The organism is Proteiniclasticum aestuarii (genome assembly GCF_017368455.1).
Taxonomy (GTDB): Bacteria; Bacillota; Clostridia; order Clostridiales; family Clostridiaceae; genus Proteiniclasticum; species Proteiniclasticum aestuarii.
On sequence record NZ_JAFNJU010000007.1, the window covers coordinates 49,023 to 62,926 of the forward strand.

At 47.2% G+C, this 13,904-nt stretch carries 12 protein-coding genes and 1 riboswitch; all 12 genes read left to right on the plus strand.

Going from position 1 to position 13,904, the window contains the following annotated elements:
- The first annotated feature begins 35 nt into the window (after positions 1–35).
- The 12 genes from J3A84_RS09810 (at position 36) to phnD (ending at position 13,699) form a co-directional block, all read left to right on the plus strand.
- Positions 36–527, plus strand: a complete 492-nt coding sequence (locus tag J3A84_RS09810) for a TRAP transporter small permease (protein WP_207599848.1) — start codon at positions 36–38, stop codon at positions 525–527.
- A gap of 1 nt (position 528) precedes the next feature.
- A complete protein-coding gene (locus J3A84_RS09815; RefSeq protein WP_207599849.1) occupies positions 529–1,836 on the plus strand; it encodes a TRAP transporter large permease in 1,308 nt (435 codons plus the stop codon).
- A gap of 42 nt (positions 1,837–1,878) precedes the next feature.
- Complete coding sequence (locus J3A84_RS09820) at positions 1,879–2,346, plus strand: NanQ anomerase/TabA/YiaL family protein (RefSeq protein ID WP_207599850.1); 468 nt, start codon at positions 1,879–1,881, stop codon at positions 2,344–2,346.
- A gap of 325 nt (positions 2,347–2,671) precedes the next feature.
- Complete coding sequence (kduD, locus tag J3A84_RS09825) at positions 2,672–3,427, plus strand: 2-dehydro-3-deoxy-D-gluconate 5-dehydrogenase KduD (protein ID WP_207599851.1); 756 nt, start codon at positions 2,672–2,674, stop codon at positions 3,425–3,427.
- Positions 3,428–3,484: 57 nt separating this feature from the next.
- Positions 3,485–4,321: a 5-dehydro-4-deoxy-D-glucuronate isomerase gene (kduI, locus tag J3A84_RS09830; RefSeq protein ID WP_207599852.1), complete on the plus strand. Its 837-nt coding sequence runs from the start codon at positions 3,485–3,487 to the stop codon at positions 4,319–4,321.
- A gap of 40 nt (positions 4,322–4,361) precedes the next feature.
- The gene (locus J3A84_RS09835; RefSeq protein ID WP_207599853.1) at positions 4,362–5,051 is read left to right on the plus strand and encodes a GntR family transcriptional regulator; all 690 of its coding nucleotides are present in this window, start codon (positions 4,362–4,364) and stop codon (positions 5,049–5,051) included.
- 157 nt (positions 5,052–5,208) lie between these two features.
- Positions 5,209–6,405: an MFS transporter gene (locus tag J3A84_RS09840; RefSeq protein ID WP_207599854.1), complete on the plus strand. Its 1,197-nt coding sequence runs from the start codon at positions 5,209–5,211 to the stop codon at positions 6,403–6,405.
- Between the two features lie 93 nt (positions 6,406–6,498).
- On the plus strand, positions 6,499–6,699 hold the full coding sequence (locus J3A84_RS09845; protein WP_207599855.1) for a dodecin family protein: 201 nt from the start codon (positions 6,499–6,501) through the stop codon (positions 6,697–6,699).
- Positions 6,700–6,890: 191 nt separating this feature from the next.
- The gene (locus J3A84_RS09850; RefSeq protein ID WP_207599856.1) at positions 6,891–7,286 is read left to right on the plus strand and encodes a helix-turn-helix domain-containing protein; all 396 of its coding nucleotides are present in this window, start codon (positions 6,891–6,893) and stop codon (positions 7,284–7,286) included.
- A 305-nt stretch (positions 7,287–7,591) separates the two neighbouring features.
- The gene (locus J3A84_RS09855) at positions 7,592–9,574 is read left to right on the plus strand and encodes a methyl-accepting chemotaxis protein (RefSeq protein ID WP_207599857.1); all 1,983 of its coding nucleotides are present in this window, start codon (positions 7,592–7,594) and stop codon (positions 9,572–9,574) included.
- A gap of 242 nt (positions 9,575–9,816) precedes the next feature.
- A riboswitch (cyclic di-GMP riboswitch) is annotated at positions 9,817–9,903 on the plus strand.
- Between the two features lie 55 nt (positions 9,904–9,958).
- Positions 9,959–11,791: a FapA family protein gene (locus tag J3A84_RS09860; protein ID WP_207599858.1), complete on the plus strand. Its 1,833-nt coding sequence runs from the start codon at positions 9,959–9,961 to the stop codon at positions 11,789–11,791.
- 18 nt (positions 11,792–11,809) lie between these two features.
- Positions 11,810–13,699: a phosphate/phosphite/phosphonate ABC transporter substrate-binding protein gene (gene phnD / locus J3A84_RS09865; RefSeq protein WP_207599859.1), complete on the plus strand. Its 1,890-nt coding sequence runs from the start codon at positions 11,810–11,812 to the stop codon at positions 13,697–13,699.
- Positions 13,700–13,904 lie beyond the last annotated feature (205 nt).

The window sequence follows — 13,904 nt, forward strand, 5'->3', positions numbered from 1 at the left end:
TTATGAAGAAACCCTATTTGCAAAAGGAGCAAAAAATGAAAACAATCAAGAATGGTTTGGATAAGATTCTAGAGATATTCTGCATAGCAATCATGGGCATCATGACGATCCTTGTTTCCTGGCAGGTGTTCACAAGGTATTTTCTCAATAATCCAAGTGCGAAGACGGAAGTGCTTTCCCAGTACCTCTTTGTGTGGCTGGTCATGTACGGCGCAGCCTATGTATTCGGAAAGAGAGACCATATGGCCATCGTCTTCATCAAGGATAAGTTCAAGGGGAATATGAGAGTTGCGGCAGATATTCTCAGTGAAATCGTCATAGCGGTTTTCGCAGTGGGTGTCATGATCTACGGTGGGTTCATTTCTCTTGGCAGTCAGATGGGACAGACCGATGCGGCTCTACAGATTCCCATGGGCGTCATCTACTCCGCCATCGCTTTCAGCGGTGTATGCATCATTTTCTACTGCATCTACAACATCAAGGAAACGCTGGATCAGAGAAACGCCGGCGTAAAGGAGGCCATCTAATATGGATATTGCATTACAGGCAGGTCTGATCATGCTGGTGGCGGTACCGATTCTACTGATCATCGGTGTCCCCATCAGCATCGGAATCGGCCTATCCTCAACCCTTGCCATGGCACTGATCCTGCCATTCGAGAATGCCATGGTCACATCGGCGCAGAGACTGTTCATTGGAACGAACTCCTTTTCCCTGCTGGCCATTCCGTTCTTCATTCTAGCAGGCAACATCATGAACAACGGAGGCATCGCCATCAGGCTGGTGAACTGCGCTAAGGTCATCAGCGGAAAGCTGCCTGGCTCACTGGCTCAGTCCAACATCGTAGCCAACATGCTTTTCGGCGCCATCAGTGGCTCCGGTGTAGCTGCTGCAGCTGCTGTGGGTGGTACCATGGGTCCTCTTCAGGAAAAGGAAGGATACAGCAAGGAGTTCAGTGCAGCGGTGAACATCGCTTCAGCCCCTACGGGCATGCTGATTCCTCCCAGCAACACCCTCATCGTCTATTCCACAGTGGCCGGCAGCGTATCGGTTTCCGCGCTGTTCATTGCAGGATACATCCCAGGGATTCTATGGGGCCTTGGTGTCATGATCATTGCAGGCATCATGGCGAAGAAAGAAGGATACATCTCAAAGGACAGTTACTCCCTGAAGAGAGGACTCATGGTGTTTCTGGATGCCATTCCAAGTCTTCTTCTCATCGTCATTGTCATCGGTGGTATCTTAAAAGGCGTCTTTACAGCCACAGAGGGATCCGCCATTGCGGTAGTCTATTCTCTCGTGCTATCCTTTATCTATAGAGCGCTGAAACCCAAAGATCTGCCCAGGATTCTTCTGGATTCGGCAAGGATGACGGCCATTGTCATCTTCATGATCGGTGTATCATCCATCATGTCCTGGGTCATGGCCTTCACCAATATTCCACAGATCATCGCCAATGCTCTGCTTGGCATCACCTCCAGTAAGATCATCATTCTTCTGATTATGAATGTGATTCTTCTGGTCATCGGAACCTTCATGGATCCGACACCAGCGGTGCTGATCTTCACACCGATCTTCCTGCCCATGGCGGAAAGCTTCGGCATGCATCCGGTGCAGTTCGGTATCATGATCGTGTTCAATCTCTGCATCGGCACCATCACACCACCGGTGGGACCGATCCTGTTCACGGGCTGCAAAGTCGGGAGTGTGAGCATCGAGCAGGTATTCAGGAGACTGATTCCATTTTTCATCGTCACAGCGGTGATTCTGCTTCTGGTGACGTTCCTGCCTGAACTGTCTCTGGCGCTGCCAAGGCTACTGGATCTTGTGAAATAATTGAAACATTGCATGAAGCAATCGGAAGGGAAAGGTGAAAATATGATATACAGCAGCATCAGAACCTGGAGAAAAGAAGAACAGATCTATACGGAAAGACTTCATAAGGCGCTGACTTTTCTGGAGCGTCTGGATCCTGAAACCATGGAAGATGAGAAATTCGTGCTGGAAGAGGGAACAATCTTCGGATTCATTACCTCTGTCCATACGGAAGAAATCGAAGCCAGAAGACCGGAATCTCATGGAAAACACATGGATATTCAGTTTCTTATTGAAGGAAGAGAAAAAATCGGATTCATCCGAAAAAATCATGCAATAGAGATTCTCACCGATGAGCTGAAGGAGAAGGATAACTGCTTTTATCGGAAAGATCTGGATGGAGAGATATTTCTGGATCTGAAACCTGGAGATTTTGCGGTGTTTTTCCCGGAGGATATTCACAGACCGCAGTGCATCTCCGGAGAAGATTCAGCCATCAGAAAATGTGTCATCAAGATCAGAGTCGATTAGAACGGGAAAGACTCTGATAAAATTTAAACAGCAGAGAGGTTGTTTCACGGGAAGTTCTGACCGTGAGGATCTTCTGTCAGGGAGAAGGCAGACTTTATAATGGTCTGCCTTTCCATGTTTTCAGGCAAGTTCATGGAGATACTTCGGACTGATGAAAAGTGGAGAATGATCAGTGCCATGGCGTGTAATCTGTTAAAAATATAATTAGCATAGCGGAGGACAGGTGAACCTTTCATGAATAGATGTCAAAGTGGTTGCATGAGAAGGGCATTGACGATACAATGATTGTATATGATGTATACAATCTAAAAACAAGGAGGCTGCAATGGATCGATTTTCATTAAAAGGAAAAGTTGCTGTTGTGACAGGTGCAAGAACAGGGCTTGGTCAGGGCATCGCACTGGCACTGGCGGAAGCGGGGGCGGATATCGTAGGAGTGGGTTCCACGACGCTGGATGAGACAGAGAAGCTGGTGACGGATTTGGGCAGACGATTCCATGGAATCACAGCAGACCTTAGAGATACAGAGAACGCCAGCCGGGTCATAGAAGAAGCAGTGGAGAAGATGGGTCATGTGGACATTCTGGTCAATAATGCAGGCATCATCAGGCGTGAAGATGCACTGGACTTCAATGAAAAGGACTGGGATGATGTGATGAACATCAACCTGAAGACGGTTTTCTTCCTGTCCCAGGCGGCAGCCAGGCAGTATGTGAAGCAGGGCACCGGAGGCAAGATCATCAACATTGCCTCCATGCTTTCCTATCAGGGAGGCATCAGAGTCCCATCCTACACGGCCAGCAAGGCAGGCGTCAAGGGCATCACCATGGCCATGGCCAATGAGTGGGCAAAGTACAACATCAACATCAATGCCATCGCGCCAGGTTATATGGCCACGGACAATACGGAAGCTTTGAGAAAGGATGAAGAGCGCAGCGAAGAGATTCTGAAGAGAATCCCACAGGGCAGATGGGGCACCAAGGAAGACATGGGCGGACCCTGCGTATTCCTGGCCTCAGAAGCATCCAGCTATATGAACGGATTCACCATGGCCGTGGACGGCGGATGGCTGGCAAGATAAGAAGAAAGAAGACACAGGTTACAGAAACAACGAAGAAAGACCAATAGGAGGATAAAAATGAAACTGGAAACAAGATATTCCACACATCCGGAAGATTCTAAATTCTATACCACAGAAGAGATCAGAGACCATTACCTGATTGAAGAAGTGTTTGCGGCAGATGAGGCAAGCTTCGTCTATTCCCATAATGACAGAATCATCGCAGGCGGCATCATGCCGGTGAATGGCGAGGTCAAGCTGGGTGCCGGAAAGGAACTGGGCACGGAGTTTTTCTTCCAGAGAAGAGAAGCTGGTGTAATCAATGTGGGTGGAGCCGGGAAAGTGAAGCTGGACGGAGAAGTATTCGATATGAATCCGGAAGACGGCCTTTATATCGGCATGGGTACGAAAGATGTGGAATTCATGAGCGTGGATGGAGAAAATCCGGCCAAGTTCTATTTCAACAGCGCACCTGCCCATCACGGCTATCCCACTAGAATCATCACACTGGAAGAAGCGAAGAAAGTTCATCTGGGCAGCACAGAAAATCTCAACAAGAGAACCATCAACCAGTATGTGCATCCCGATGTTGTGGAAAGCTGTCAGCTGGTCATGGGTATGACAAAGCTGGAAGCGGGCAGCGTCTGGAACACCATGCCCTGTCACACCCATGAGAGAAGAATGGAAGTGTACTTCTATTTCAACCTCAATGAAAACGACAAGGTGTTTCATATGATGGGACAGCCCCAGGAAACAAGGCACATCGTCGTGAGCAATGAACAGGCCATCATTTCCCCGAGCTGGTCCATCCACAGCGGAGTGGGCACAGGGAAATACACCTTCATCTGGGGCATGTGCGGAGAGAACATCGAGTTCACGGACATGGACCATGTGGATATGAAGGACCTGAGATAAGAAGCAGATCGTACTGAAAAGGATTTGAGGTGAACGCATCATGGAAAGAAACAATCTATACAAGGCCAATACCATGGGTGATGATGTCTATGAACTCATGAAGAAAGAGATTCTCAGTCTTGAAATCAAACCTGGCACCCTGATCACGGAACAGATCATCTGTGACAAGTATGGCATTTCAAGAACACCCAGCAGGCACGTGATGCAGAGGTTAAGGGATGAGGGGCTTATCCACTCCATTCCCTATAAGGCGAGCTATGTATCGCTCCTGGATTTTGATAGCATCAAACAGCTGATCTACATGAGAGTCGCCATTGAGACCCGTGTCATCAGAGACGCCATGAAAAGCGGAGGGGAGGGCTTCATCGAAAGGCTGGATGCGAGCCTGAAAAAGCAGGAGAAACTGCTGCAGGGCGACTTCACACCCGATGAGTTCTATGAACTGGATAGTGAGTTCCACAAGAACTGGTTCGTTGAAACGGACAAATGCATTGTCTGGGAAGAGATCCAGAAGCTTCTGGTTCACTACACCAGATTCAGAATGCTGGATATCGTAGTGGTGAAGAACTTCCATGCCATCTATGAAGAGCACAAGATGCTGGTTCAGATGATGAAGGAAGGACGCTTCGAGGAAGTGGAGCCTATGATCACAAAGCATCTCTATGGGGGCATCGAAAGGCTTGGAGACAAGATCCATGGAGAATATGCTGATTATTTCATAAAGGCATAAAGGTATAAAAACATACAAGCCAGAGATTGAAGGTAGACTGAGAAGGTCTGCCTTCCATCCATTTTCAGAAAAAAAGGAAAGAAGAAATCCTGAAACCACTTTGGAGAAGTCAGGCAGGTTTCAGGAAGAGAATTTGAAAGATGAGGATATTTTAACTATGCAACATGAAAATTTTTACACCAGGCTGGACAAACGGGAGAAATTCATCCTGAATGCGGTATTTTATGTGTTTTTCGTCAATGGTATCTTTGCCATGGTCATGGGATCGCTGCTTCCGCTTATAAGCAGGGAGTACGGTCTTTCCGACACCTTGAGCGGATCCCTGATCTCCGCCCATTCCCTCGGGAATCTTGCAGCAGGATTTGTGGCAGGCGTTCTGCCGCTCTATTTAGGCAGAAAAAGGTCCATCGTGATGCTCTCAAGCTTTGTGGTCATCGGATTTACGCTGATGATTGTAACGGGCAGTCCGCTGCTTCTTCTTGTGGCGTTCCTTTTCACAGGGATCAGCAGAGGCAGCGTCAGCAACTTCAACAACACCATGGTCAATGAGGTTTCGGACAGCAGCCCTTCAGCCCTCAGCTTTCTGCACAGCGTATTTGCGGTGGGGGCGATCCTTGCGCCGATCCTGGTGATCTTCTCCACGAAGATCGCCGGAGACAACGGCTGGAGACTCAGCGCCCTGATCATTGTTGTGCTGACCTCTTTCTCTGTGTTCTTCTTTTCCAGAATGGAGATGAAGGAGAAGGTGGCGGTGAAGGAAGGAAAGAAGGGCTACGAATTTCTGAAGTCCAAGGTCTTCTGGGTTCATGCGGGTATTCTTTTCTTCTATCTGGCCGGTGAAGCCACCATCAACGGATGGATCGTGAAGTATTTTGTGGATGCTGATATCATGAGCATCGGCTATGCTCAGGGGCTGGCCTCCATGCTGTGGATGGCCATTCTTGCAGGAAGGCTTACCGTGAGTTTCTATGGTGACCGCATAAAGAAGGAGACGCTCCTCCTTGTGACCACCACAGGAACGGTGCTGTTCTATTTTCTTCTGCTGTCCACCACCAATGTGACACTGATCACCATTGCCATCTTCGGCATCGGGCTGTCCATGGCGGGTATCTATCCCACCACCGTATCTAAGGTGGGAAAGACCATCAAGGATTTCCCCATGGCCATGGGCGTGCTGCTGCTTCTGGGCGGTGTCGGCGCCATCGTGATGCCGATACTCACGGGGGCGCTCTCGGATGCCTTCGGCATCTATGCAGGTATGAGTGCCATCGTGGTGGTGCTCATCATGATGATGGTTCTGGTGGTGCTTTCCATTCTTCAGGGCAGAAAAGCCAAGGCCGATGCCATTCGTTAGGAAGCTTTACAGAATGTTTCTTCTATCGTCACAGGATCGCTTCACTTCCTTGTTAAACTATCTGTAACGATATTTTCATAGGAGGTAAAGTACATGTCAGTAGTAAAGGTGATTGAAATCTTAGCTGAATCCAAAGACGGATTTGAAGCAGCCACCAAGGTGGCGGTGAAGGAAGCCGCCAAGACCGTGAAGAACATCAAGAGTGTGTATGTGAAAGATATGCAGGCCATTGTCGAAGGAGAAGAAATCGTCAATTACAGAGTGAATGTGAAGATTTCCTTCAAAGTAGACTAAGAGAAAATCAGAAGTAGACAGAAAAGCCACCTTCGGGTGGCTTTTCTGCTGAAACGGGTCCCTATTGAGGTTGCGTAAAGATACGTGGTTTTATTGAAAAGAGAAGCGCAACCGAAAAGTGCGAGGATGCAACCGCCTTTCTCTTTCGGAAAAGAGATGTGTAAAGTATACTGAAGAGGAGGTGAGACAGAATGACTTTTTCGGAAAGACTGAAGAATTTAAGAAAGGAAAGAGGGGTTTCTCAGGAGGAGCTGGCCAAGGTGCTTCACATCACCAGGCAGTCCATATCCAAATGGGAGACGGGTGCAGCGATTCCTGACATGGATAAGATGAGGATGCTTGGTGACTACTACGGACTATCCCTGGATGAGCTCATGGATGAAGATTTTTCCGGCAGGAAAGAACCTGATGATGTTATGGATGAGGATGAGAATCAGGATGATCTGGAAGAGAATCTAATCTTAGGCGGATTCATCATTGGCATAGGGTTAGGATTTGTTACGGGGAACTTTCTTCTAGGCACCGCTGGCGGACTCATAGGGTTGGGACTTCTTTATATCATGAAGGCGGTAAAGAAAATGAGATGAGCCTCGCATGATACAGTTTTCAATAGCATCATATAAGCAGAGAAACTCCACCTAAGGGGTTTTTTCTTTTGTTCCGATATTAACATTTTTAGTATATGGTCGATATTATGAATGGTCTGACTACTATCCAATATTTTGTGGTTTGCCATTTTCTTAATTATTGAATTATTTTATAAAGACAGAAACAAAGGATGTGAGCGCTGATAACGGGATAATTGAGCCTTGTGCTCTATGGCTATAGCAATCATTACGATAATCATCATGAGGATTATATTTCTCAGACAACGTTTGAAAGAGGGTAGAACATGAAAATTAGAAGTAAACTGATCCTGAGCTTCACGGCGCTCATCGCCGTCATCACCATCGCGCTGGGCGCTGTGACCACCATATCAGCTTCTGATATGATGAAAGAAAAAGCAGTGCGGGACCTCTCCTATAAAGCCATCGAAGGAACAAAGCTTGTCGAGAGTGAAATGCATACCCAGAGACTGTCACTGGAAGTTCTAGCAGAACTGGACCAGATGAAGGCCATGGGGCTGGAAGAACAGTACAACATCATCAGAAGACAGCTTCCGAAACTGGAATTTGACGATATTGCGGTCATCAGACCTGACAAGACACTGAACTATACCTCAGGAAATGTGGTGAAGCTTCCATCGGATGATCAGGTGCTGGAAATCTTCTCAGGTGAACAGGTGAGCTACTTTGGTATCAGTCCAGCTACAGGAGAGACGGTTCTTGTCTATGCCACGCCGATCTACATGAATACACGTGTGGTGGGCGGACTTCTTGGAAGATACAAGGGTGAAACTTTGAGTGCCCTGACCAAGGGGATTCGGTATGGAGAGACAGGATATGCTTATATCATCGATGCTGAAGGTACAGTCATTGCTCATAAGGATCTCGAAAAGGTAACCAGTCAGGCGAATCCGATTAAGCTTCAGGAAACAGATCCCGGTCAGAAATCAGCTGCGGAGCTGTTTGAAAAGATCCTGAAAACAAAAGTGGGTGCTTCAGAGTACGAGATCAATGGAGATCATTATTTTGCGGCCTATTCACCCATCGAAGGAACCCAGTGGACCCTTGTTGTGACAGCATCAGAGATGGAAGTTCTTAGTACAGCCAATACGCTGAGAAACAATATTACGTGGATATCGCTTCTGGCTCTGTTTATCGGAATCATTGTAACCTATGTTCTAGGAACAAGAATCGTAAAGCCGATTCTACCGGTGGTGGAGAAGGCTAAAGGTCTGGCGAAACTGGATCTCAGAGAGGACCTTCCGAATAAAGCTTTGTCAGGAAAAGATGAAATGGGGGATATCTCAAGAGCTCTTCAGTCCATTATTGACAGTTTCAGGGACATCATTTCAAAAGTGAGTCTTTCCTCTGATGAAGTGGCTGCTTCTTCCAGACAGCTCATGGCAAGTTCTGAGCAGTCCGCCATCACTTCTGAAGAAGTGTCACGTACCGTGGAGGAGATTGCGAGGGGGGCATCTGAGCAGGCGTCTTCCACAGAAGATGGTTCTGCCAAGGCAACCGCTCTGGGCGAAAGTATTGAAATCAACAATGAATATATGGTTCAGCTGAACGAATCGTCCCTGCAGGTTGCAGAAATCGTAGGGATGGGCATGAGCGAGATGGAGAAACTCATGGCCATCACAGGGGAAAGCACAGCTTCCGTGAAAGAGATCGCTGAGATCATTGATCTCACCAACAAGAGTGCAAAGAACATTGGACAGGCTAGTGCCATGATTTCAAGAATTGCCGACCAGACCAATCTTCTGGCACTGAATGCGGCCATCGAAGCGGCAAGAGCCGGAGAAGCAGGCAGAGGGTTTGCCGTGGTAGCCGAAGAAATCAGGAAGCTTGCAGAGCAGTCCGCCAGCTCAACCAAGGCCATCGACCAGACCGTATCAGAGCTACAGAAAAATGCTTCCAATGCGGTGAGGACAATGGAGAGAGTGCTCAGTATCAGCAGCGAACAGGCTGAAACAGTGAATAACAGCAAAGAGATGTATAGCGCCATTGAGTCCGCCACTACCTTCTCTATCGAGTACACGAAGAAACTCAATGAGTCCGGTAAGATCATGATGGAGATGAAGGAAGCCATTATGGACGCCCTACAGAATCTGACAGCCATATCGGAAGAAAACTCTGCATCCACCCAAGAAGCATCCGCTTCCATGGAGGAGCAGTCCGCTTCCATCGCTCAGATTGCAGGTTCTTCTGAAAATCTTGCGAAGCTCTCGGACGAATTAAGAACGGTCATCGGGCAATTCAGTATCTGATCATATATGAAACACTTCCCGGAAAAAGAAAAAGTTCTTTTTTCAGGGGAGTGTTTCTTGCAATCCGTTGAGAACATCAGAAAGTAAAAAAGTATCCAAGTGAAGAAAAGATAATATTCTGAGTATGATACCTTAAATGTTGAATATTACAACCGATATCATTACTAAACTGTTATATAGAGATGGATAATCAGGCAAAGGGTGTAGAAGTAGTCTGGTAATCCAGGTTAAGGAGTCTGAATTGAATGGAAAGGCAAAGCCATCTGAAAAGTGGTGACGCAAAGCCAAGAGTCTAAGTCCATACTGGATAAGATCGTCTGGCTGCCAAAAATCATGTTGGCCTTGAAGTGTCCTGAGGATACTTTCAAAGGGGAGGGAGAAACGATGATATTTGAAGCATCAACAAGAGAAGCAGCGGTTGTTATGGCAGAATCTTATTTCGGATGTTCTGCAGAAAGCCTGACGGTGAAAGTTATTGAAAAACCGCACAAGAAAATGCTGGGGCTGCGGAAAACACCTGGTCGCTATGAAATTGAAGTCAGAGTCGAAAATCAGATGTTGAAAGAAAAAGAAAATGAAAACGGAACGGTGGAAGTGAAAAATAGAAAAATTCTGGTGAGCAATCCCAGGAGCCGAGGCAGTGAGGCTTCTCTTTTCTTCAATCATCCTCAGATGACACTACTCGTCAATGGAGAGGAGAAATCAGGGAATGTGACTCTGAGGGAAGAAGACGAGATTCGTTATACCCTTACAGACATTGACCCCAAGATGCACATAGGGGTGGAACTGTCTGAAGATAATCTCGTGGCCTATGTCAAAATCGATCGCGTCAAAGGCAAACACTTTTTTCTGGAAAATCAGGAGAAGACCCATAGAGCCTCTCTAACCATAGGGGAAGAAAATCGGGACTGTGAGCCTGTTTCTGTGGAAGAAGTCCGAGGGATTCTTCTGGACACGGGAATACTGCCTGAGTTTATCATGGAGGAACCACTCAGGAAGGCATGCAAGGAGAAGAGAAGTGTGCACATTGTGGTTGCCAGGGGAAAAGCACCCATCAGAAGTGAGGCTTCGAAGATTACTTACTGCAAGGAAATCTTCGTGAAGGATATCCTGAGAGGTCTTGAGCCTGTCATCGAAAAAGGGACGCTCCTGGCGGAAAAAGAGGCTGATGCTATACAGGGCACACCTGGTCTGGATGTACGGGGCAACGAGATTCCGGTGCTGGAAGTGAAGGACAGAGACATCGAAGCCACAGAGGGTGCAGAACAGGACGGAAACAGAATCTATGCATCCAGAGACGGGAGACCCTATCTTAAGAACGGAAAGGTCGGAGTTGTGCCTCTACTCACTGTTGTGGGAGATCTGGATAAAGATACGGAGAACATCGACTTTGATGGAGATGTGGTGGTCAAAGGCAATGTCCAGGACAATATGGTCATAAAGGCTACAGGAAACATCTCCATCATAGGATCTGTCTACCACTCGGAGCTTCTGTCGGATCAGAATGTGGAAGTGCAGGGAAAAATCATTGGGGGAAGAATTCAGGCCGGGGATGAGAACAGCGCATTTCATGTGCTTCTTCCACTGGTGGAGAAGGCCATCAACATCACCAGGGAGATTTTCTCAGGTCTTCAGGGGGGTAGCAGCCAAGGGGTACACGAGATCATGGACAGCATACATCAGGGGAAAGAGAAGATGGACGGCGTGTTTCATGAGATAGACAAGGTCCGTTCACTTTTCAATGAAACGCAGATGAAGACTGTGAATGAACTCAGAAGATCCTATGTGCACTGCTTCAAGGAAATCAAGCTTCTCCATAAGGAAGGATTCATTGAGCTCAATGAGATCTATGAAAGGCTACTGGAACTGGTAGTTAAAATAAAAGAGGAGATTTCGGATGAAAGAGTGGTCAAGGTGGTTTATGCACAGAGTGCCACCATCACTTCCAGTGGAGACATCATCATCACTGGGGAAGGAAGTTACCAGGCGAAACTGAGCGCCGGAAACGAAATCCGCTTTGAAAGACCTGGTAATGTGGTCAAGGGGGGCACCCTGGTGGCTGGGAAATTCATCAGAGCCGGCATCATCGGAACACCCGGTGAAATTGAAACCTTCTGCAAGGTAATGGATGAAGAAGGAGACATTACAGGCAGGTATTATAAAGGAACCACACTGATGATTCGGGACCGGATACGGGAATATAGAGCAATAGAATAGAATATGGGAGGGTAAATCATGACCAGAAAAAAGGGGCTATACTATATCATCATCGGAGGGGTACTGATTCTGCTGCAGGGGATAAACCATATTCTTGATGCAGGATGGGCAGGTGCCATCTTAACAGCACTTCTATCTCTTCTCGCAGTTTTCGCAGCAGAGTATCTGCATAGAAAGAATGAAGAAGCAAGCGTAGAGCATCATGCAGGGCATAAGGATGGGGAGAAGGGTGCGCTGGATGAGGCGCTTTTCGGGATCGCGGAAGATATGGGGTTTGATTCCCAGCAGCTTCTGTGGCTGTCCAAGGACAATCTCAGCACATTCAGGACGCTGGCGAAAATTTCCTATGACATCGACACATTCAGCGAGCAGAATGCGGCAAGCTCGGAAGAGATCAACGCCAGCATCAATGAACTGGTGGGTACAACCACAAGTCTCAATGAAAGTGTTCTGGAGATAGAAATGCACTCGCAAAAATCCATTGAGATGTTGCACAAGAATCAGGAGACCATCAGCAGCATCAGCGTATTCATCGGTCATCTGGGGAATCTCATAAAGGATGCGGAAGAAAATAATGTAGAGCTTCAGGAATCTTCCAACAAGATCAATGAGATCGTGGACTACATCCGTAAGATTTCCAGTCAGACTAATCTATTAGCGCTGAATGCAGCCATAGAAGCTGCTCGAGCAGGAGAAGCAGGTCGTGGATTTGCTGTGGTCGCCAGTGAAATCAGAAAGCTGGCAGAGCAGACTGATGAAGCCATCACCGTCATTGAAGAAGTGATCCGTGGTATCCTTGAGAAAATTAACAGGTCCAATAATGCCATGGGAGAAATCGGAGAGAAGATGGAAGAGGCAGACCATGTGGTGAAAGAATCCTCCGCTGCCATCAAGGAAATCGGGCAGGTCCTAAGAGACGTGAAAGACAATGTGGAAGAGCTGACCAAGGTGTCGCTTACTCAGAAGAATACCACGGTGGAAATCGAAAAGGCCATCGAGGATGTGACCACAGCCGTGGAAGAGACCCATACCATCACAGCCCGATCCATTTCTCTTGTGGAGACTCAGAACAGAAAAAATGAGGAAATGCTCAGCTACTCTCAGAAGATCAGCGAGGTGGCGGAGAAGCTTCAGAAAGAAGCCGCAAGTCTCAAGAAGGAGGATGAAATCATCTTCGGCGTGAATCCTTTTATTTCTCCTCTTCAGATCAGAAAGATGTATGTGCCCATTCTGGAAAGGGTAGCCTCGTCCATGAACAGGAAAGCGAGAACCATCATCGTGAAAAACTATGAATCGTTAAGTGATGGAGTAGGAGAGGGCATGATCGATGTAGGCTGGTTCTCTCCATTTGCCTATGTCAACGCCCATGACGCCCATGATGTGGTACCTGTGGTGACCCCTAAGGTCAGCGGAAAAGCATCCTACAACGGATACATCATTGCAAGAAGAGACGGAGCAGTAAGAACCATGAATGATCTCAAAGGTAAAACCTTCGGTTATGTGGACGAAAACAGTGCATCAGGTTATCTCTATGCAAGGGACAGCATACGGCAGCATAAGATGGACCCGGACAGGATTTTCAGTCAGGTAAACTTCCTCGGTAACCATGATAATGTCATTGAAGCGGTGCTGGCAGGAGAAATCGATGCTGGGGCCACCTATAACGAGGCTATGGATACAGCGAGAATGAAAGGTCTTGACATCAGCCAGATTGACATCATCTCAAAAACGGAAGATATTCCCAAGGATGTGCTGGCTGCTAGAAAAGATCTGGACGTGGAAATCATCCGAAGGCTGAAGGATGCCTTTGTGGAGTTCGACAGTTATGAAGGTATTGAGACCAAGGTCCAGGGATTCATCGAGAGTCATGATCATCAGTATGATGTGATCCGAAGACTGAACAAATAGCTGAGTATTGCTTGCTTCATTAAGAGATCGAATAGAATGGATATGGAAAATCGATCATCTGTTTGATTAAGAAGCTCCAGAGAATTCAAGGGATTCTCTGGAGCTTCTATGCATTCATGCAGAAGAAGCAGAGCAGAAAGGATATGCATTGATGACACCTTCTGATTTATATACGGCAATTTTATTTCCCTGAAACATTAAATCA